Source organism: Pseudoduganella sp. R-31, assembly GCF_049913235.1.
Lineage (GTDB): Bacteria > Pseudomonadota > Gammaproteobacteria > Burkholderiales > Burkholderiaceae_D > Rugamonas.
In genome coordinates, this window is record NZ_CP183986.1 from 6528825 (window position 1) to 6550188 (window position 21364).

17 protein-coding genes are annotated in these 21364 nt (G+C 65.8%); 7 read left to right on the forward strand and 10 right to left on the reverse strand.

Annotation, left to right across the window (positions count from 1 at the left end; translation table 11 throughout):
• The 4 genes from ACN9MY_RS29745 (at position 1) to infA (ending at position 4453) form a co-directional block, all read left to right on the forward strand.
• Entirely contained in the window at positions 1–1086 is a 1086-nt protein-coding gene (locus ACN9MY_RS29745) for an N-acetylglucosamine-6-phosphate deacetylase (protein WP_426165724.1), read from the forward strand.
• Positions 1087–1102: 16 nt separating this feature from the next.
• Positions 1103–2947 (forward strand): MFS transporter, encoded by a 1845-nt coding sequence (locus ACN9MY_RS29750; RefSeq protein WP_426336548.1) that lies wholly within the window; start codon positions 1103–1105, stop codon positions 2945–2947.
• A gap of 129 nt (positions 2948–3076) precedes the next feature.
• Positions 3077–3922: a TolB family protein gene (locus tag ACN9MY_RS29755; protein WP_426336549.1), complete on the forward strand. Its 846-nt coding sequence runs from the start codon at positions 3077–3079 to the stop codon at positions 3920–3922.
• Positions 3923–4189: 267 nt separating this feature from the next.
• Positions 4190–4453, forward strand: coding sequence for a translation initiation factor IF-1 (infA, locus tag ACN9MY_RS29760; protein ID WP_426336550.1), 264 nt, complete (start codon positions 4190–4192; stop codon positions 4451–4453).
• Here the strand turns inward: infA and ACN9MY_RS29765 are convergent, their stop codons facing one another.
• The 10 genes from ACN9MY_RS29765 to leuS form a co-directional block, all read right to left on the reverse strand.
• Positions 4454–6061 (reverse strand): SEL1-like repeat protein, encoded by a 1608-nt coding sequence (locus ACN9MY_RS29765; RefSeq protein WP_426319527.1) that lies wholly within the window; start codon positions 6059–6061, stop codon positions 4454–4456.
• A 6-nt stretch (positions 6062–6067) separates the two neighbouring features.
• Positions 6068–8281 (reverse strand): putative bifunctional diguanylate cyclase/phosphodiesterase, encoded by a 2214-nt coding sequence (locus tag ACN9MY_RS29770; protein WP_426165734.1) that lies wholly within the window; start codon positions 8279–8281, stop codon positions 6068–6070.
• Positions 8282–8288: 7 nt separating this feature from the next.
• Positions 8289–10451 carry an HDOD domain-containing protein gene (locus ACN9MY_RS29775; protein ID WP_426336551.1) on the reverse strand — a complete coding sequence of 721 codons (2163 nt, stop codon included), beginning with the start codon at positions 10449–10451 and terminating at the stop codon, positions 8289–8291.
• Positions 10452–10611: 160 nt separating this feature from the next.
• A complete protein-coding gene (locus tag ACN9MY_RS29780) occupies positions 10612–11835 on the reverse strand; it encodes a multidrug effflux MFS transporter (protein ID WP_426172338.1) in 1224 nt (407 codons plus the stop codon).
• Between the two features lie 181 nt (positions 11836–12016).
• Positions 12017–13207 (reverse strand): THUMP domain-containing class I SAM-dependent RNA methyltransferase, encoded by a 1191-nt coding sequence (locus ACN9MY_RS29785; RefSeq protein WP_426165738.1) that lies wholly within the window; start codon positions 13205–13207, stop codon positions 12017–12019.
• Between the two features lie 133 nt (positions 13208–13340).
• Complete coding sequence (locus tag ACN9MY_RS29790) at positions 13341–13757, reverse strand: CopD family protein (RefSeq protein ID WP_426165740.1); 417 nt, start codon at positions 13755–13757, stop codon at positions 13341–13343.
• Between the two features lie 2 nt (positions 13758–13759).
• The gene (locus ACN9MY_RS29795; RefSeq protein ID WP_426336552.1) at positions 13760–15031 is read right to left on the reverse strand and encodes a glutamate-5-semialdehyde dehydrogenase; all 1272 of its coding nucleotides are present in this window, start codon (positions 15029–15031) and stop codon (positions 13760–13762) included.
• A gap of 18 nt (positions 15032–15049) precedes the next feature.
• Positions 15050–16066 (reverse strand): DNA polymerase III subunit delta, encoded by a 1017-nt coding sequence (gene holA, locus ACN9MY_RS29800; protein WP_426336553.1) that lies wholly within the window; start codon positions 16064–16066, stop codon positions 15050–15052.
• Between the two features lie 9 nt (positions 16067–16075).
• Entirely contained in the window at positions 16076–16717 is a 642-nt protein-coding gene (gene lptE / locus ACN9MY_RS29805) for an LPS assembly lipoprotein LptE (RefSeq protein WP_426336554.1), read from the reverse strand.
• 7 nt (positions 16718–16724) lie between these two features.
• A complete protein-coding gene (leuS, locus tag ACN9MY_RS29810) occupies positions 16725–19355 on the reverse strand; it encodes a leucine--tRNA ligase (RefSeq protein ID WP_426336555.1) in 2631 nt (876 codons plus the stop codon).
• A 69-nt stretch (positions 19356–19424) separates the two neighbouring features.
• Here leuS and ACN9MY_RS29815 point away from each other — a divergent pair, with 69 nt between their 5' ends.
• From ACN9MY_RS29815 to ACN9MY_RS29825, 3 genes are all read left to right on the forward strand, one after another.
• Positions 19425–20252, forward strand: a complete 828-nt coding sequence (locus ACN9MY_RS29815) for an AraC family transcriptional regulator (protein ID WP_426319531.1) — start codon at positions 19425–19427, stop codon at positions 20250–20252.
• Between the two features lie 196 nt (positions 20253–20448).
• Entirely contained in the window at positions 20449–20922 is a 474-nt protein-coding gene (locus ACN9MY_RS29820; protein WP_426319532.1) for a hypothetical protein, read from the forward strand.
• 75 nt (positions 20923–20997) lie between these two features.
• Positions 20998–21363 carry a VOC family protein gene (locus tag ACN9MY_RS29825; RefSeq protein ID WP_426319533.1) on the forward strand — a complete coding sequence of 122 codons (366 nt, stop codon included), beginning with the start codon at positions 20998–21000 and terminating at the stop codon, positions 21361–21363.
• Position 21364: the final 1 nt, after the last annotated feature.

Sequence of the window (21364 nt, forward strand, 5' to 3'; positions counted from 1 at the left end):
ATGCTGCAAGGTCGCATCCTCACTCCCGACGGCTGGATCAACGGCAGCATCGCCTTCGATCAGCGCATCACCAGCATCACCGAAGGGCCGCCCGGCGCAGGCCTGACCATCCTCCCCGGCTTTGTCGACCTGCACGTGCACGGCGCCGCCGGCGTCGACATCATGGAAGGCGGCGCAGCCGGCAGCGTGGTAGCGCGCAGCCACGCGCGGCACGGCACCACCGCGCTGCTCGGCACCACCCTGACCGCCAGGGAGGATTCGATCCGCCACGCACTGCAAGGCCTGGCCGGCGTCATCGCGCAACGCCCGCAGCACGGCGCGCGCATGCTGGGCGTGCACCTGGAAGGCCCGTTCCTGAACCGCCGCCGCCTCGGCGCCCAGCCGCCCGACGTGGTGACCGGCAGCCGCGCACTGGTGGAGAGCTACCACGCCATCGCGCCGATCCGCGTGCTGACCATGGCGCCCGAAGTGACGGGCCACCTGGAACTGATACCGCACCTGAAGAACATGGGCATCCGCGTCCAGATCGGCCACAGCGCCGGCAGCTACGACGACGGCGTGGCTGCCATGCGCGCCGGCGCCGCCGGCTTCACCCACCTGTTCAACGGCATGACCGGCATGAGCCACAAGGAGCCGGGCATGGTGGACGTGGCCATGGCGCATGCGGAATATGCCGAGATCATTCCCGACCTGCTGCACGTGCATCCGGGCGCCATGCGCGCCGCGCTGCGCGCCATTCCGCGCCTGTACGGCGTGACCGACGCCACCTCCGCCACCGGCATGCCGGACGGCGAGTACGCGCTCGGCACCCAGCGCGTGTTCAAGTGCATGGGCTGCGTGCGCCTTGCCACCGGTTCGCTGGCCGGCTCCGTGCTGACCATGGACCAGGCCTTGCGCAACTTCGTCAGCCTGGGCATGGACGTGGCGGAAGCTTCGCAGCGCCTGTCGCTCTTCCCTGCCGATTACCTGGGCGAGTCGCAGCGCGGCCGCCTGGCGCCGGGGGCCTGGGCCGACATCGTCGTGCTGGACCAGTCCCTACACCCCGTGGCCGTCTTCGTTGAAGGCGAGGCCATCCCGCTCTCATAACCATACAGGAGATCCAATGCAGGCCTTATCCATGCGCTATTTACTGTTTATCGCCGGGATGGGCGGCCTGCTTTACGGGATCGATGTCGGCATCATTGCCGGCGCCCTGCCTTACCTTGAGTCGACCGCCTCCGTCGCGTGGAAGCTGAGCGCCCAGCAACTGAGCTTCATCGTTGCTGCGGTGCTGCTCGGTTCCGTGCTGTCTTCGCTGTTTGCCGGCGCCATTGCCGACGCCATCGGACGCCGCTGGGCGATGGTGCTGGCCGGCGCCCTGTTCACCATCAGCATTCCCCTGATCGCGCTGTCGGACGGCTATACCCCACTGTTGCTGGGGCGCCTGCTGCAAGGGATCAGCGGCGGCTTGATCGGCGTAGTCGTGCCTTTGTACCTGGCCGAATGCCTGCGCGCCGAGCAGCGCGGCCGCGGCGCCGCCCTGTTCCAGCTCCTGCTCACCATCGGCCTGGTGGCGGCAGCCGTGATCGGCCTGGTGCAGGCGCAACATGTCGAAGGCGCGACGCAAGCCGCGCAAGCCTTGGCGGAAACCGCGCGTGCCGCCGCAGTTTTCGACGCCAAGGACCATGCCTGGCGCAGCATCTTCTGGATGTGCCTTGCGCCAGGCCTGGTATTCACTTTCGGCAGCGCCTTGCTGGCTGAATCGCCGCGCTGGCTGGTGCAGCGCGGCCGCAGCGAACAAGCCCGCACCGCCCTGCTGCGCACCCGTGCCGCGGCCGAAGCCGATGCCGAACTGCGCGATATGCAAGCTGCCGCCGGCCTGGCCAGGCGTGGCGCTGCCGCTGCCGGTTCCGGCGAGCCCACCGCGGGCGACATCGCCGCCGCGCGCGGCGTGGTTGCCGGCCGTGGCGGCGCCGCTGCCACGGCCGCCGACGATCCCCTGCTGAGCCGCCGCTACGCCCTGCCTTTCCTGCTGGCCTGCCTGGTGCTGGCCTGCACGCAGGCGACCGGCATCAATTCCGTGCTGGCCTATGTCGTCAACATCCTGAACCAGGCCGGCCTGCCCGGCGCCACCGCCAACATGGCCGACGTCGGCCTCAAGCTGCTGAACGCCGTCATGACCGTGGTGGCCGTGCTGCTGGTCGACCGCAAGGGCCGCAAATTCCTGCTGATGCTGGGCAGCGGCGGCATCGTGGTCGCCTTGCTGGCCGCTGGCCTGCTGTTCCGCAGTGCGGAGAACGAGCGGCGCGACGTGAGCGCCATCGTGGCAGCGCAGGCCAGGGGCGATACGCTGTCGCTGCGCCTCGACGCAAGGACACTGAAGGCGCTTGGCGCCGATGCCGCGCCGCAGTTGCTTACCGTGTCCTACTCCTACGGCCCGTTCACCAACGTGCAGACGCGGCGCAGCGACGACCCGGCACTGGCGCCAATGGTGCTGTCGCGCGACGACACCGTGCAGGCGGACAGCGTGATCGGCGCCTTCTTCCGCCGCCTGCACCTGAATCCTTTTGCCGACCCGGCTGAAGGGCGCAGCGAGCCGCTGAAAATAGAGCAGGCACAGGTCGGCGCCCTGCCTTCGGCGACGCACGGCTGGCAAGTGACGCTGGCAATCTGCCTGTTCGTGGCCAGCTTTGCCGTCGGCCCCGGCGTCTGCGTCTGGCTCGCGCTATCGGAGCTGATGCCAACCCGCATCCGCTCCAACGGCATGAGCATCGCGCTGCTGGTCAACCAGTTCGTCTCCACGACTATTGCGGCCGTGTTCCTGCCGACCGTTGGCCGGCATGGCTACGCGGCGATGTTCTTCTTCTGGGCTGGATGCACGGTGGTGTACTTCCTGGCCGCCGCCTTCCTGCTGCCGGAGACGAAAGGCAAGACGCTGGAAGAGATCGAAGCGCATTTCGCGCGTTGAAAGGCGTTGCACGCCTGGGGCAATTGCGTCACCATGGCGCTGCAATTGAGCCCCCGGCGCTGTCGCTGTCCGGGTCACGCCGCTGTTGCGGTCGCGCGGCGGCAAACTTGATATCCTGGAATCACATTGATGAATATTTCCGCCCTGCTGCTAGCGACTGCGATTGCCGCTTCGCCCAATGATGGCATGTTCGAGCCAGGCCTGGTGTCGGACAACGGCGTATTCGGCTTCACGCTGTCGCCCGATGGCCAGCACGCGCTGTGGGTGCAGTCAGGCGGCGCCCGAACCAGGCTGGTGATCGTGGAATCGCACAAGGTCGATGGCAAGTGGCAGAAGCCGGCACCGGTGCCGTTCTCCGCCACCGATGGCTCGCGCGACATCGATCCGGCCTTTGCTCCCGACGGCAAGTCGATCATCTTCCAGTCCAACCGCCCGGTGCCGGACAAGCCTGCCCGCAATGGCTTCGACATCTACTCGGTGGCGCTGCAGGATGGCCGCTGGGGGCCGCTGGTCCATCTCGGCCACGACATCAACAGCGATGAATCCGAGTCCTCAGGCTCGATTGCCGCCGACGGCACCATCTACTTCATGAAGAATGGCGCCGAAGGCAAATCGGACCTGTGGCGCTCGCGCCGCGTCGAAGGCAGGTACGTCGCGCCGGAGCGCATGCCCGAACCGGTCAATACCGGCCCATGGCGCGAATCGAATCCGTACATTGCCGCCGACCAGAGCTACCTGCTGTACTTCTCCGACGTCCCCGGCGGCGCGGGCGACATGGACCTCTACATCAGCTTCAACGGCAAGGACGGCTGGAGCACGCCGAAAAATATCGGCGCCCCATACAATACGGCGCAGGCCGAATTTACGCCCTTCGCGCACGGCAAGCGCCTGTACCTGGCGCGCCAGGCCAAGGAAGGCGAACGCTTCATCGAAAACATTTACAGCTACCCGTTCGATCCTTCCCGCTATCGCTGACCGGGCCGGCAATGAAATAATTTGTGCACCGCACAAAACCTGTGTTATACTGCGCTCCGCGGTGAAGCACTCGAGAGCTTCACCCTGTAGCACCAAACATTGGTCACAGGCCGGCACCTTGCAGATAGCATTGGCTGACCGCTTCGCACCGTGCAGATAGCACGGGCTGTAGCAGCGATTGAAATATTGGCATTACATTGAAACGAAGCCCGCAACTACGCGGGCTTTTTTTTCGCACCTCGCTCCCCAATCGCAAAGGAAAGCAGCATGGCAAAAGAAGAACTCATCGAAATGAATGGCGTGGTCACCGAGATCCTGCCGGAGCAACGCTTCCGCGTGGACCTGGACAACGGCCACAAGCTGATTGCCTACACCGGCGGCCGCATGAAGAAGAACTTCATCCGTATCATCGCTGGCGACAGGGTAACGCTGGAGTTGTCTCCATATGACCTGAACAAAGGCCGCATCGTCTTCCGTCACATCGAGCAGCGCGGCGCTTCCGGCCCGCGTCCGCCCCAGCGTCGCCGCTAATTACCCTGAAAGGGTTTGGGGAGCGGCGTGCAACGCGCTTAGCTGGTGTGGTGCGAGGCGGGCGGCGGCGCTGGCGAGGTGGCGCGCGGCGGCGGGCTGGCCGTTGCGTTCGGCCAGCGACAGCCAGCGCCAGGCTTGCTCGGCGTCGGTTGGCGTGCCCTGGCCGGCCAGGAACATCAGGCCGGCATTGAGCTGGGCGCGGCCGTGGCCCTGGCGTGCGGCAGCCAGGTACCAGGACAGCGCTTGCGTGAAGTCGCGCGGCAGGCCCTGGCCGTTGTCGTAGCGCAGGCCGAGCGTGAAGCAGGCCAGCGTGTGACCTTGCCCGGCGGCCTTGCGGTACCAGGCATTCGCCTGCGCCAGATCGGGCGCCGGGCCGTCGTCGCGGTCGTGGACCTGGCCCAGCATGAATTGCGCCGCCACGTAATCCTGTTCGGCGGCGCGGCGGAACCAGGCCAGCGCCTGGCGCGCGTCTTGCGGCACGCCCTGCCCCGTTTCATGGCGCAGGCCGAGGTCGAACTGCGCGCGCAGGTGGCCCTGGCCGGCGGCCTTGCGGTACCAGAAGATGGCTTCCTGCTGGTCGCGCGGCACGCCCTGGCCCTGCTCGTACAGCTGCGCAAGATGGTATTGCGCGGCAGGATGGCCGGCTTCGGCCGCCTTGCGGTACCAGTGCGCGGCTGCGCGGTGGTCCTGCGCCACGCCCTGGCCTTGCTCGTAGCGCTGGCCCAGGTTGTTCTGCGCGCCGGCATGCCCCAGTTCCGCGGCGCGGCGGTACCACTTCAGCGCCAGCGCTTCGTCGCGCGGCACGCCGTTGCCGTTGTCGTAGATCAGGCCCAGGTTGAACTGCGAACTGACGTGGTCCTGCTGCGCCGCCAGGGTGTACCACTTGATGGCGCGCGCGGCGTCGGCCGCCACGTCCTGTCCCTTGTCGTAGCGCAGCGCGAGGTTGAACTGGGCGGCGGCGTAGCCTTGCTCGGCGGCCTTGCGGAACCAGCCCAGCGCCTGCTTGCCGTCCTGCGCCACGCCCTGCCCGTTGTCGTAGCGCAGGCCGAGGTTGAACTGGGCGCGGGCGTAGCCCTGGTCGGCAGCCTTGCGGTACCACATGATCGCTTGCGCGAAGTCCTGCGGCACGCCGCGGCCGCTGTCGTACATCATGCCGAGGTTGTTCTGCGCGCCGGGATCGCCCTGGTCGGCGGCCTTGGCGAACCAGTAGCGCGCCTTCTCGGTGTCGTGCGGCACGCCCTGGCCCTTGGCGTACAGCCAGCCCAGGTTGTACTGCGCGGCGGCGTAGCCCTGCTCGGCGGCCAGCTGGTACCAGTGCGCTGCCTCGGCGAAATCGGCGTCCACGCCCTGCCCCTTCTGGAACATCACGCCCAGGTTGTATTGCGCGTGCTCCAGGCCTGCGTTGGCGGCCTGGCGGTACCAGGCCAGCGCCAGCTCGTGGCTTTGCGCCACGCCCTGGCCGTTGAAGTACATGAAGCCCAGGCTATGCTGGGCATTGGCCACGCCGCGTTCGGCCAGCTGGCGCACGCGCAGGAATTCGGCGACGTAATGCGCTTCGCTTGCCGCCGCGCCGGCGCCTCCTGCTTCAATCGTTGCGGGCCGCTGCATGGATGCCTAGGCCTGGCTCGCCAGGCGCAAGCCGGCCGGCAGGGCGATGGCGGGAGCGTCGGCCTGGTTCTGCGCCGCCAGCACTTCCATGAAGGCCGTCAGCGCGATCGGGCGGTAATACAGGTAGCCCTGCATGGTGGCGCAGCCGTTGGCGGCCAGGTAGCGCGCCTGCACTTCGGTCTCCACGCCTTCGGCCACCAGGTGCAGGCCCAGGCCGCGCGCGATCGAGATGATGGCCAGGATCACCGGGTAGTGCCCGTGCTCGTCGTGGATCTCCTTGACGAAGCTCTGGTCGATCTTGATGGTGTGGATCGGAAAGCGGTGCAGGTAGGACAGCGAGGAGTAGCCGGTGCCGAAATCGTCGATGGCCACCGATACGCCGAGCTGGCACAGCTTGTTCAACTGCTCGATGGCGTATTGCGGGTTGCGGATGCAGATGTTCTCGGTGATCTCCACTTCGATCTGCGAGGGCGAGATCTGGTAGCGCAGCAGCGCATTGCGCATCTTTTCGAAGAAGTCGCCGCGGTCGAGGTATTGCGGCGACAGGTTCAGCGACAGGCGGATATTGTCGGCGCCGGCCGCGTTCCACAGCAGCAGGTCGCGGCACAGGGCGCCGATCATCCAGTCCGAAATCGGCAGCATCAAGCCGTTTTCTTCGGCGAACGGCAGGAACTCGCCGGCCGACAGCAGGCCGCGCGTCGGGTGGTTCCAGCGCATCAGGCCTTCGGCGCCGATGATGCGGCCGCTGGCCATGTCGACCTGCGGCTGGTAGTACATTTCCAGCTCGTTGTTCTCGAGCGCCTTGCGCAGCGACTGCTCCAGCGCGATCTTCTGGTGCGACATGTCCTGCATCGAGGCGTGGTAGAAGCTGTGGCCGTTCTTGCCCTGCGCCTTGACTTGGTACATGGCGATGTCGGCGTGGCGCAGCAGCTCTTCGATCGAATCGCCGTCGTTCGGGTAGACCGCGATGCCGATCGAGGCCGAGATGTGCACCACGTGGCCGTCCAGGTCGAACGGCGCCTGCAGCACTTCCTGGAACTTGTCGGCAATGGCCCTGGCGTCGGCGCGGTCGCGCAGCTCGGGCAGCACGATGGTGAATTCGTCGCCGGAATGGCGCGCCAGCGTGTCGCCCTTGCGCAGGCATTCCTTCAGGCGCCGCGCGGCCTGCTGCAGCAGCTCGTCGCCTTTGACGTGGCCCAGCGTGTCGTTGACCAGCTTGAAGCGGTCAAGGTCGATGAACATCACGGCCAGCTCGGTGAGCTTGCGCTTGGCCTGGATCACGGCCAGCCCGAGGCGGTCCTTGAACAGGATGCGGTTGGGCAGGTCGGTCAGGATGTCGTGGTAGGCCTGGTAGGAGATCATCTCCTCGGCCCGCTTGCGGTCGGTGATGTCGCGCGCCACGCCGTAGGTGCCGAAGAACTCGTGCCGCGCCACTTCCTCGCCCGGCACGTGCATGCCGATCGCGTTGAGCGAAATCGTCATCAGGGTGTTGCTGAAGGTGCGGTCGCCGGCGGCGCTGTTGTTGCACTTGAGGCGCAGCTCGACGTTGCGCGAGGCGCGTTCGTCGACGCGGCGCTCGTTGAACACGTAGCGGGCGCGCTCCTGGTCTTCCTCGTGCACCAGCACCGAGTAGTGGCTGCCGATCAGCTCTTCGCGCGAGTAGCCCAGCAACTGGTAGGCGCGGTCGTTGACGAAGGTGAAGCAGCCCTCGTGGTTCAGGGTGTAGATGATGTCGGGCGAGCTGTCCACCAGGTAGCGGTACATCTTTTCCGAGTTTTCCAGGCGCTGGCCGATGCGCGTGTTCTCCACCGCCAGGCGGCGCTTTTGCAGCGCGTTCTCCACCGTCTTGAGCAGCTCGGGCGGGTTGTACGGCTTGCGCAGGTAGTCGTAGGCGCCGCGCTTCAAGGCGCCGATGGCGGCCTCGATGCCGGCCTCGCCGCTCATGACGATCACGTCGCAGTCGATCTCGCGCGCGTTCACGAAGTCCATGATGTCGTGGCCGCTCATGTCGGGCAGGCGCAGGTCCAGCAGCAGCAGGTCGAATTGCTGGCGGCTCAGGTGGGCCAGCGCTTCGGCGCCGGTGCTGGCGGTCACCAGCTGGTAGCTGTCCTGCACGCGCAGCAGCTCGTACAGGGAAGACAGCAGGCGCGGTTCGTCGTCGACCAGCAGCAGGCGTGGCTGGAATTCCGGCGGCGGGGGCGTCGGGATCATCGTGTTCATGCGGGCCTTATACGGAATCCACCGCGCCGCGCGCCTGCACCGGGGCGAGCTGGCTGGTGCTGCCGCGGGCCGGCAGCAGGAGTTCAAACGAGGTGCCGTTGGCGCCGCTGCGGCAACTGATCATGCCGTTCATCTTCTTGACCAGGTTGTGCACGATCGACAGGCCCAGGCCGTGATGCTTGCCTTCCTTGCTGCTCTTCACTGCGGTAAACAGGTTGGCCAGCACGTCCTGCGCCAGGCCCGGGCCGGCGTCGGCCACCACCAGCTCGACGTAGAGGCGGCGTTCGCGGTTGACCAGGCCGCGGTTGGCCAGCTCGATGCGGCCGCCGTTGGGCTGGGCCTCGATCGCGTTCTTGACCAGGTTGACCAGGATCTGCTTGAGCAGGTCGGCGTCGCCGTCGACTTCCTGCGGGCCGTCCTGCATGCGCGTGATCACCTGCACCGAGGCGGGCAGGAAGTCGGTGGCGCGGAACAGGCGCAGCACGTCCTCCACCACGCGCGCCACATTGGCGACGCAGCCGCCATCGGAGGGCTGCAGGTCGGCCAGGCCGTTGATCAGGTGGCCGACGCGGTCGATCTCCTCGTTCAGGATCGACATCTCGGACACCACCGGCTCGCGCCGCGCCAGCTTGGCGTCCAGCACCGACAGGTAGTTCTTGATGATCGACAGCGGGTTGTTCACCTCGTGCACCACGCGCCGCGACGCTTCGCGGTATTCCTCGGCCACGTGCGCCACCTGGCGGCGGACGTGGCCGCGTTCGGACAGGGCGGTTTCCAGCGCATTGGCCGCCTGGCTGCCGAAGGCTTGCAGGAAGCGCTCCTTCTTTTGCAGCAGCGGCAGCTGCCAGGCCGGCAGGCCGCCGACGATCATGCCCAGGCAGCGCTGGCCGGCCACCAGCGGCAGGCACACCAGCGCTTCGCTGCCGATGATGCGGAACAGCTGTTCTTCCGCGATGCCCAGGCCGGCGCCGGCGCCGCTGCCAATACGGGCGGCAAACGCCAGCTGGCGGCCGTTGGCGGCATCGGACAGCAAGCCTGGCTTGTTGAGCGGCACGGCAAACTCGGCCAGGCGCTGCTGCGCTTCGCCGCTGCCGGCGCCCTGCAGCGCGTGGCCGGTCGGGCTTTCCAGCAGCATCACCGTGGTCTCCAGGTCAAACAGGATGCGCGCCGAGCGCGTCATCGCATCCAGCATGCCGGCCTCGCCCTGCTGGCGCGCGAAGCTCTGGCCCATTTCCTGCACCAGCACCATGTTGCGCACTTCTTCCGACAGGCGCACCTGCACCGGGTCGACCGGCGCGGGCGGCGCGGCGGGCGGCGCCGGCACGTCGTCGGCGCCGGCCAGGTCGATGCCCAGCGCTTCGGCGGCGCGCGCCACTTGCCGCGCGGCCGACTTGACGAAGGCGTCCAGCTTGTCTTCCTCGATGCCGCACAGGGCGGCCGCGTCGGCGGCGCCCTGCGGCGCGTCGGCGTGGTAGCACAGCTGGTGCGCCAGGCGCACGATGCGGATCAGGGGATGCGCCGCTTCCAGGCGCAGCACCGGCTCGTGGTGGTACAGCACGGAATCGGCCAGGAAGGAGTCGAGGTTCCAGCGCTCGATCAGCCAGGCGCCGGCTTCGGCGTGGGTGATTTCCAGCGTGCGCAGTTCCACCGCGCACAAGTCCTCGTCATCGCGCGCGGTGAAGTTGTAGGCGTACTCCTTGGGCGCGGTGGCCAGCAGTGCCAGGCGGCCGACATTGTGCAGCAGGCCGGCCAGGTAGGCTTCCTCCACGTGCGGGTAGTCGAGCGCGCGCGCGATATCGCGCGCGATGACGGCCGTGGTCAGCGAGCCTTTCCAGAAGGCGCGCAAGTCGGTGCTGCCGCTGTGCGGGAAACTGTTGAAGGTCTGGAACACCGATTCGGAAATCACCAGCGTCTTGATGGTGTCGGTGCCCAGCGAGACCAGGGCCTGCTCCAGGCCCACCGTGCGCTGGTGGCGCTGGTAGGCCGAGCTGTTGGCCACGGCCAGGATCTTGCTGGCCATCCCGGCATCCTTGGCGATCAGCGCGGCCAGCTCCGGCATGCCGGCATCGTCGGCTTGCAGGAGTTCAATCAGCTTGATCAGGATCTGCGGCATGGCGGGCAGCCGCGCGATCAGCAAGCGATTGCGGATGTCTTGGTCGGGATGTTGCATGGGGGTCTTAGCGGCTGTATTCCGGCTTGCAATCCACTACGCAAATTGGCATAAATATACTATAACTTAACGGCAATACAAATTTCTGACGGCAATAAAATGCATTTGTGTAGCAAGAACTACACTATTGGTAGTAATTTACTTTGTACCAACAATATTTTCAAATAGGCACTATCTTGCGCCGTAGTGAGCGCGCCGTCAACCACAGACCGAGTGCCGTCAGCGTCAGCGCCAGCTGGCCGCCGGCCAGCCACAGGAAGGAATGCGAGGCCAGCGGCGCCAGAACGCCGGCCACCAGCGCCCCCAGCAGGGTGGTGGCGAACGATTGCACCGAGGCCACCGTGCCGCGGATGTGGGGGAACAGGTCGAGCGCCAGCAGGGTGGCGGCCGGCGCCGCCATCGACATGCCAAAGGTGTAGAAGAACAGCGGCAGCACGCTCCACGGCAGCGCCGGCCCGGCCAGCAGGTGGTAGCCGACGTTGACGGTGGCGGCCGTGATCAGGAAGCAGAAGCCCATGCCGATCTGGCGCGCGAAGCTGGTCTTGCCTGCGATACGGTTGGCCGCCAGCGCGCCGAGGAAGATGCCGGATACGGCTGGCACGAACAGCCAGGCAAACTGCTCCGGGCCCAGGTGCAGGTGGGCCGGCAGCGCCACCGGTGCGGCCGTGATGTACAGGAACAGGCCGGCGAAGTTGAACGCCACCACGCCGGTCTTCAAATGGAACAGCGGCGAAGCCAGGATGGACTTGTAGTTGCGCCACAGGTAGCGCGGGTTGAACGGCTGCCGCTTGTCGCGCGGCAGGGTGTCGGGCAGGCGCCGGTAGCAGACGATGAACAGCAGCACCGTGTAGCCGGCCAGCGCCAGGAAGATGGTGCGCCAGTCCGAATACTTGACGATGAAGCCGCCCAGCACCGGCGCCACGGCCGGCGCGATCGAGAAGATCATGGTCACCAGGGACAGCAGGCGCGCGGCGGCGGCATCGGCGTACAGGTCGCGGATGATGGCGCGGCCGACCACCACCCCGGCGCCGGCCGACACGCCCTGCAGCACGCGGAAGAACCACAGGTACTGCACCGAGTGGGCGGCGGCGCAGCCCACGGTGCCGAGCAGGAAGGCCACCAGCGACACCAGGATCACGTTGCGGCGCCCGAACGCGTCCGACAGCGCGCCATGCCACAGCACCATGCCGGCAAAGGCCAGCATGTAAGCCGTCAGCGATTGCTGGACTTCGATCGGCGTCGCATGCAGCGTGGCCTGGATGTTGGGGAAGGCGGGAAGATAGGCGTCAATCGAGAACGGGCCCAGCATCGACAGGCTGGCCAGCACCGCTGCCAGCGCGCCCGGTCCCAGCGGCTTACGCTGCGGCGCCTCCGGCTCGGGAATAAAAGACGTTTCGTCGGTCGGCGGCGTATGCAAGGGGTCAGGTCTGTCAAACGGACATATTGCGGCCCGGGGCTCGGGCCGCCAAGCCCCACACTGTACCCGCAAAATGTTCGTTTGTCAGACCTGACCCCGACTTAAGCAGCCGAGCCCGTGTCCGATTGCCAGACCTGACCCCGACTTTTTACTCGCTAGCCGGCTTGCGGTTGAAGCCGGCCACCATGTCGAAGCGGAACAGGCGGCATTCCAGCGCGCCGTTGAAGAACGGCGTCTTGCGCGATTCTTTCAGGCGCAGCATCTTCGGCAGGCCCAGGTCGGCGGTGAACAGGTAGGCGGTCCAGCCGGAGAAGCGCTGCTTGAGGGTGGTGGAAAACGCGCTGTAGAAGCTTTTCGCCAGCTCGTCTTCTTCCAGGCTGGCGTCGCCGCGCACGCCGATCCGCTCGCCGTACGGCGGGTTGGTCAAGAGGATGCCGGGCTCCTTGGTCGGTGCCTGCACCTGCTGCGCTTCGATCTGCTTGAGCGGCACGTCGAACAGGATGCCGGCGCTCTTCAGGTTGTGGCGCGCCATCGCCACCATGTCGCCGGAAATGTCGGAGCCGAAAATGGTCGGTTCGGCCGGCAGCGGGTTGGGCTTGAAGTCGGTCTTCATCTTCTGCCACGGCTCGGGGTCGAAGTCGTGGAATTTTTCGAAGGCGAAGCGGCGGCGGGCGCCGGGCGGGATCCCTTGCACCATCTGGGCGGCTTCGCACAGGATGGTGCCGGAGCCGCACATCGGGTCGAACAGCGGCACGCCCGGCTTCCAGCCGGACACGCGCAGCAGGCCGGCGGCCAGGTTTTCGCGCAGCGGGGCGTCGCCGGTCTCGGTGCGCCAGCCGCGCTTGAACAGCGCTTCGCCGGAGGTGTCGAGGTAGACCATGAACTGGCGCTGGTCGAGGAAGCCGAAGATGCGCATGTCGGGCTCGCGCGTGTTGACCGAGGGGCGCTTGCCGTACATGTCGCGGAAGCGGTCGCACACGGCGTCCTTGATCTTCAGCGTGGTGAATTCCAGCGACTTCAGGGGCGACTTGATGGCGGTGACGTCGACGCGGATGGTGTGGTGGATGCCGAACCATTCTTCCCACGGCTGGCCCAGCACCAGGTCGTAGATGTCGTTTTCGTTCTGGTAGTGGCACACGCCCATGCGCATCAGGACGCGCGAGGCGATGCGCGAGTGCAGGTTGATGCGGTAGGCGTCGTACAGGTCGCCGGAGGCGTGTACGCCGCCGGGGACCTGGTTGTGGACCTTCATGGTCGGGCTCATGGCCGCGATTTCGGTCAGTTCTTCCGCCAAGGCGGCTTCCAGGCCGCGCGGGCATGGGCAGAAATAGGATGGCATGTTGGGGGACCCTTTATCCGTTGTAAAAATCAAAACCGGTACATCGGTGTCTGACCCGCAGGGTCAGACACCGTTACGCGGCTGTCCCGGGCCTGGTGTCTGACCCTGCGGGTCAGACACCGGTTTGCCGGTTTTAGAAAGGCTTGACGACCACCAGGATGACAATCGCCAAGAGCATCAGCACCGGCACTTCATTGAACCACCGGTAAAACACATGGCCGCGCACATTGGCGCCGCGTTCAAACTTCTTCAGCAGCGCGCCGCAGGCGTGGTGGTAGCCCAGCAGCAGGAACACGAAGAACAACTTGGCGTGCAGCCAGCCCGGCATCTTCGCGCCGTACTGCAGCACCACCAGCCAGATGCCGAACACCACCGCCGGCAGCGCCAGCATGGTGGTGAAGCGGTACAGCTTGCGCGCCATCGTCAGCAGGCGTTCGGATGCCGGGCCCGGCGTTTCCATCGCCAGGTTGACGAAAATGCGCGGCAGGTAGAACAGCCCGGACATCCAGGACACGATGAAGACGATATGCAGCGCTTTGATCCAGAGCATATTTATTTTCTAGTTTCGCCGTGGCCGAACACCACGTATTTGAGGGAAGTCAGGCCTTCCAGGCCGACCGGGCCGCGCGCGTGCAGCTTGTCGTTGGAAATGCCGATCTCGGCGCCCAGGCCGTATTCGAAGCCGTCGGCAAAACGGGTCGAGGCGTTGATCATCACCGACGAGGAATCGACTTCGCGCAGGAAGCGCATCGCGGCCGAGTAGTCCTCGGTGACGATGGCTTCGGTGTGCTTGGAGGACCAGGTGTTGCAATGCTCGATGGCGGCGTCCAGCCCGTCCACCACGCGCACCGCCAGGATCGGCGCCAGGTATTCGGTGGCCCAGTCTTCTTCGCTGGCGTGCGCCAGGCGCGGGTAGCCGGCAGCGGCCAGGATGGCGTGGCTTTCCGCGTCGGCGCGCAGCTCGACCTGCTCGGTGGCGTAGCGCGCGGCCAGCTGCGGCAGCACCTCGGCGGCGATGGGGCGCGCCACCAGCAGCGTTTCCATCGTGTTGCAGGTGCCGTAGCGGTGGCATTTCGCGTTGAAGCCGATGTCGAGCGCCTTGGCCATGTCGGCCCTGGCGTCGATGTAGACGTGGCAGATGCCGTCCAGGTGCTTGATCATCGGCACCGTGGCTTCTTCCATCAGGCGCGCGATCAGGCCCTTGCCGCCGCGCGGCACGATGACGTCGACGTACTGCGGCATGGTGATCAGGGCGCCGACGGCGGCGCGGTCGGTGGTGTCGACCACCTGCACTCCGTCAGCGGGCAGGCCGGCGCCTTGCAGGCCTTCGGCGACCAGCTTGGCCAGGGCGCGGTTGCAGTGGATCGCTTCCGAGCCGCCGCGCAGGATGGTGGCGTTGCCGCTCTTGATGCACAGGCCGGCCGCGTCCACCGTCACGTTGGGACGCGCTTCGTAGATGATGCCGATCACGCCCAGCGGCACGCGCATCTGGCCCACCTGGATGCCGGACGGGCGGATTTTCACGTTCGAGATTTCGCCCACCGGGTCGGGCAGCGAGACGATCTGGCGCAGGCCTTCCACCATGGTGGCAATGGCCTTGTCGCTCAGCGCCAGGCGGTCCAGCATGGCCGGCGCCAGGCCAGCGGCGCGCGCGGCGGCCAGGTCCTGCTCGTTGGCGGCGCGCAGGGCCGGCGCCTCGCGCTCGATGGCCTCGGCGATCAGTTGCAACGCGCGGTTGCGCGTGGCGCTGTCGGCGCGCGCCATGCCGCGCGAGGCGGCGCGGGCGCGGCGCCCGATATCTTGCATGTACTGCTTGATGTCCATCGCATTCATCCTAATTCGTTATCCTCTTGCGACGCGCAAAGCCAATTGCAGCATGGCGTCCCACTGGTCGCCGGCGAACGCCTTGGCGCGCAGGCCCTTGACCATGCGGTCGACCTGGGCGGCCTGCTGCATCGCCGCCTCCAGCGTGGGCAGCGAGATGCGGCGCAGCGCCGGCTCCATCAGCCGTTCGCGCGGGCCCCAGATGCGGTATTCCTTCAGGAGCGCCGGCAGCGGACGGCCCTGGGCCATGCCTGCCTTTAATTTTAGCAGCGTGCGGATTTCTTCGGAGACGGCCCACAACACCAGCGGCAGCGCTTCGCCTTCGCCTTTCAGGCCTTCCAGCATGCGGATCAGGCGCGCGGTGTCGCCGGAGAGCATGGCTTCGGACAGCTTGAACACGTCGTAGCGCGCCACATTGAGCACGGCGTCCTGCACCTGCTCGTGGGCCAGCTTGCCCGGCTCGTGCAGCAAACCGAGTTTCTGGATTTCCTGGTGTGCCGCCAGCAGGTTGCCTTCAACGCGGTCGGCGATGAAGTCCAGGCTGGCGCGCTCCGCGCTCTGCCCTTGTGCGGCAAGGCGGTTCGCAATCCATCCCGGCAGCGCATTGCGCTCGATGTTCGGGATGTCGATGTACACGGCGGCCTGCTGCAAGGCCGCCACCCACGCCGCCTTCTGCGTCTGCCAGTCCAGCTTGGGCAGGGTGATCAGCGTGAGGTTGTCGGGCGACAGGTCTTTCGCGTAAGCCTGCAGGGCGGCGCCGCCGTCCTTGCCCGGCTTGCCGGTCGGGATGCGCAGTTCGATCAGCTTCTTGTCGCCAAACAGGCTCATGGCCTGGTTGGCGGCCAACAGCTCGCCCCACTTGAAATTGCGCTCCACGGTCAGCACGTCGCGCTCGGAATACCCTTGCGCGCGCGCGGCGCGGCGGATCTTGTCGGCCGCTTCCAGCGCCAGCAAGTGCTCGTCGCTGGTGATCACGTACAGCGGGGCCAGCGTCCTGGCGACGTGCTGGTCGAGGGCGTCGGCGCGCAACTGCATGGCGCGCCTTTAGCGGACCGGCGGCGCGGCCGGCGCGGTAGGGGCGGTGACGTCGGGCGCCGACAGCACGCCTGGCAGCACGCCGGACGGGGTGGGCGCCGGCGCCGGGCCGCCGAGCTTGATGGCGGCCATGCGTCGCATCATCTGCTGCACCAGGTCGGCCTGCATGTCCTTGTACAGCAAGGCTTCTTCCTGCTCTTTCGCCAGCAGCTGGGTTTCGCTGAAGGTGATCGGGCGGCCCAGCACGATATTGGTCGGCGCCAGCAGTTCGTTGCCGGCCTTGTCGGTTACGCGGAACAGGATGTTATAGCTGAGCAGGTATTCGCGCACACGGCCATTGCTGTTCAAGGACAGGATCGACTTGGTGCGGGTTTTTTCCGGATTGGTCAGCACTTCGATCACGCCGTCCGCGTCGGCCTTGCTCGACACCACGGTGGTGTGGCCGTTGACGCGGATATTGCGCTTGAGCTCAATCGCCAGCGGCGACGACTCCGGCAAGCCCACATACATGGCGTTGAACGGCAGCGTGTACGTGCCGCCGGCGCCGCGCAGGTGGAAGCCGCAGCCGGTGGCCACGGCAGCCATGCCCAGCGCGGCCAGCGCCAGCATGGAGCGGCGCAGGGCGCCGCGGGAGTTCAGAGTCGTCGTCATCTTTGCCTTACACCACGATATTGACCAATTTGCCCGGTACCACGATGACCTTCTTCGGCGCGCCTTCCAGGAACTTCTGCACGCTTTCCTCGGCCAGCGCGGCGGCTTCGATGGCGGCCTTGTCGGCGGCCTTCGGCACTTTCACGCTGCCGCGCAGCTTGCCGTTCACCTGGATCATCAGCTCGATTTCGGACTGCTCCAGCGCGGCCGGGTCGACCTGCGGCCATTGCGCGTCCAGGATGTCGCCATGGTTTTTACCATAGCCCATTTCCTGCCACAGCACGTGGGTGATGTGCGGCGCCACGGGATTCAGCAGGCGCAGGAAGATGGCGTAGCCTTCGGCCAGCACGGCCGGCTCGACGCCCTTGGCCGATTCCAGGGTATTCAGCATCTTCATGCAGGCCGACACCACGGTGTTGTACTGGATGCGCTTGATGTCGTAGTCGGCCTGCTGCAGCACCTTGTGCACTTCGCGGCGCAGCGCCTTGCCGTCGTCGGTGGCGGCAGCGGCAGCCAGCGGCGAACCGGCGGCGCGGATCGCGTCGCGCTGGGCGAAGCCGAAGTTCCACACGCGCTTCAGGTAGCGGTTGGCGCCTTCCACGCCGGAACCGGACCATTCCAGGGTCTGCTCAGGCGGCGAAGCGAACATGGTGAACAGGCGCGCGGTGTCGGCGCCGTACTGTTCGATCTGTACCTGCGGGTCGATGCCGTTGTTCTTGGACTTGGACATCTTCTCGATGCCGCCCAGGCTGACCGGCTGGCCGTCGGCCTTCAGCACGGCCGATACAGGACGGCCGCGGTCGTCGGTGGTCAGCGTCACGTCATCCGGGTTGAACCAGTGCTTCTTGCCGGAGGCTTCTTCGCGGTAGTAGGTCTCGTTCAGCACCATGCCTTGCGTCAGCAGGTTGGTGAACGGCTCGTCGAACTTGACCAGGCCGAAGTCGCGCATCACCTTGGTCCAGAAGCGCGCGTACAGCAGGTGCAGCACGGCGTGCTCGATGCCGCCGATGTACTGGTCCATCGGCATCCAGTAGTCGTTGCGCGCGTCGATCATGGCCTTGTCGGAACCCGGCGAGGTATAGCGCATGTAGTACCAGCACGAGTCGACGAAGGTGTCCATGGTGTCGGTCTCGCGGCGCGCAGGCTTGCCGCATTTCGGGCAGTCGCACTTGAGGAAGGCTTCATGCTTGTTCAGCGGGTTGCCGGTGCCGTCCGGCACGCAGTCTTCCGGCAGCACCACCGGCAGGTCCTTCTCAGGCACCGGCACCGAGCCGCAGGACTCGCAGTGGATCATCGGGATCGGGGTGCCCCAGTAGCGCTGGCGCGAAATGCCCCAGTCGCGCAGGCGGAAGGTGGTCTTCTTCTCGCCCAGGCCCTTGGCGGCCAGGTCGGCGGCGATGGCTTCCAGCGCTTCGCTGTAGCGCAGGCCGTCGTACTTGCCGGAGTTGGTGACCACGGAGACGGCCTTGTCGCCGTACCATTCCTGCCAGGCGTCGTCGGAATACGACTGGCCTTCAGCGGCGATCACCTGCTTGATTGGCAGATTGTATTTTTTGGCGAAGGCGAAATCGCGCTCGTCGTGCGCCGGCACGCCCATCACGGCGCCGTCGCCGTAGGTCATCAGGACGTAGTTGCCGATCCAGACTTCCACCTGCTCGCCGGTGATCGGGTGGGTCACGAACAGGCCTGTCGGCATGCCCTTCTTCTCCATCGTTGCCATGTCGGCTTCGATCACGGAGCCCATCTTGCATTCGGCGATGAAGGCTTGCAGTTCCGGCTTGTTTTGCGCGGCGTGGGCGGCCAACGGGTGCTCGGCGGCCACGGCGCAGAAGGTCACGCCCATGATGGTGTCAGGGCGGGTGGTGAACACGAACAGCTTGCCGTCGTTGATCAACTGGCCGTCGCCGCCGGCGATGTTGTGCGGGAAGGCGAAGCGCACGCCGGTCGACTTGCCGATCCAGTTCGACTGCATGGTGCGCACGCGCTCAGGCCAGCCTGGCAGCTTGTTGTCGACGTAGTCCAGCAGCTCGTCGGCATAGTCGGTGATGCGCACGTAGTACATCGGGATTTCGCGCTTTTCGATCAGCGCGCCCGAACGCCAGCCCTTGCCGTCGACCACCTGCTCGTTGGCCAGCACGGTCTGGTCGACCGGGTCCCAGTTCACGGTGCCGGTCTTCTGGTAGATGATGCCTTTTTCCAGCATCTTCAGGAACATCCACTGGTTCCACTTGTAGTACTCGGGCTTGCAGGCAGCCATCTCGCGCGACCAGTCGATCGCCAGGCCCATCGACTGCATCTGCTCTTTCATGTGGTCGATATTGGAATAGGTCCACTTGGCTGGCGGCACATTGTTGGCCATGGCCGCATTTTCGGCCGGCATGCCGAAGGCGTCCCAGCCCATCGGCATCAGCACGTTGTAGCCGTTCATCCGCAAGTAGCGGTACATCACGTCATTGATCGTATAGTTGCGCACGTGGCCCATGTGCAGCTTGCCCGATGGGTAAGGCAGCATCGAGCAAGCGTAATACTTGCCTTTTGGGAAACGCGGGTCGTTTTCGACGGCTTTGTAGGCGTCGATCGCCTTCCAGTGCGATTGGGCGGCTTTTTCGACTTCTGCTGGACTATATTTTTCTTGCATGATGGAGCGCACTAAAATTGGTGGATATGAACCCTTCATTATAACAATGCATTGGTGCGGCGCGTCAGAATGAGATATCAGGAATTTCCGCCCCCGCCGGGGCTGGCCGGGCTGGTCGACTGCCTGTGGCTGTCCGAAGCCCCTGCCGCGCCTGCCGACCCGGCGCTTTTGCCCGTCGCGCACCGCGTTTTGCCGGACAATTGCACCGATATCCTGTGGCAGGACAGCGGCAATGCCTTCTTCGTCGGCATGATGAGCACGTGGTTCGATGTGCCGGCGGCGCGCCGCGTGCGCACGGTAGCGGTGCGCTTCCGCCCGGGCGCAGCCAGCCTGTTCGTGGGGCCGGTGCCGCTGGCGAGCCTCATCGACCAGCGCGCCGGCCTGGACCAGCTTTGGGGCCGCTCGGCGGCGGACCGGTTCGGCGACAAGCTTTGGTCGGTCGCGCGCAGCGATGCGGAACGCTTGGCGCTGCTGACGGAAGCGCTTTACGCCCGCCTTTCGCTTGCCCCGGCCGGCGCGCGCGCCGCCAGCGCCCTTGCCTCGCGCGTGGCAGCTGCCGCGCCAGCCGGCCAGTCGCTCGCCCTGCATGCCGTGGCGCAGCTTGAAGCCAGCGGCGGCGCCTTGCGCGTCGAATCGCTGGCAGCGGCGCTGGGCGTTTCGCGCCAGTACCTCGCCAACCAGTTCCGCGACCATGTCGGCCTGTCGCCCAAACTCTTCGCCCGCATCTGCCGCTTCCGGGCCGCCCGCACTGCCGCCCTTGCAGCCGAGCCTGGACGGCATGGCCACGACTGGGCCACCCTGGCCCTCGACAGCGGCTATTTCGACCAATCCCACCTGATCCGCGATTTCCAGGACTTCACCGGCGCCTCGCCAGACGCCCATTTAGGTAATCCGTAGGCCTTCGCGCCCTGTCGCGAGAACCTTAGATTTTCGGGCCAAATTGGTCTGACCAAAGTGAGATTTCGGTAGATTTTTCCGGAACTTTCGGCGTTTCGCTTGTCTAAAGTTTCGCGCTCTCAAAAATCTACCAAAATCTAACTTTGGTCAGACCAATTGAGGGCAAAAATCTAAGGTTCTCGCGAAGGAGACGAACGTGTTACCGACCCTCTGTATAGCGCTTTCCGCGCCCACGCTGCGCGCCTTCCTGGAATACCAGGGCGAACACAGCGAAGTTGCCCCCGCCATCGTCGCCGATCTCGCCATTCGGGACTGGCTGGAACGCCAGCGCGAGTTGGCCAAGCCTGCCTCACAGCGAGGCTATCGCTGGAAATCACTGTTCCTGCCAGAAGGCACGCGGCTAAGGACCTCCAATTACGCTGTGACCCGCTATGCCGTCATCGTCGGTGACGACCTGGTCCACCAAGGCAGGACCATGTCACCCAACCAATTCGTACAAGTGTCGCTGGGCTCAACGCGTAGCGCATGGGATGCCATTTACATCCAGATGCCCGGCTCGCGCGAATGGACGCTGGCCCTGCGCCTGCGCTACGCACAGGAAGCCGAAGCGCGCCGCGCTGCCTATCGTGCGGCAAATGCGCAGAAAGAACAGGCCAACAAGCGCGACTAGTTTCCATTTTTCCAATCGCGGCGGCGGCCGGCATGGCAAGATGCGGCCATCAACCACCCACTGGAGGAGAACACCATGATCAAAGGCCTGCGCACCGCGATTTACCCCACCCCCGACCTGGCAGCCGGCAAAGCCTGGTACAGCAAGGTATTCCAGATGGAGCCCTACTTCGACCAGCCCTTCTACGTCGGCTTTGAAATTGGCGGCTTCGAGCTGGGCCTGCTGCCGGACGGCGAACCCGGCAAGGCCGGCAGCCAGGTCTACTGGGGCGTGGAAGACATTGCCAAAGAAGTCCAGCGCATCCTCGCACTGGGAGCAAGCACTCACTCAGAAATCCAGGAAGTGGGCGAAGGCATCAAGGTGGCCGAGCTGGCCGACCCGTTCGGCAATGTCCTCGGCCTGATTGAGAACCCGCATTTCGACAGGGCCAAGGTCGCGTGAT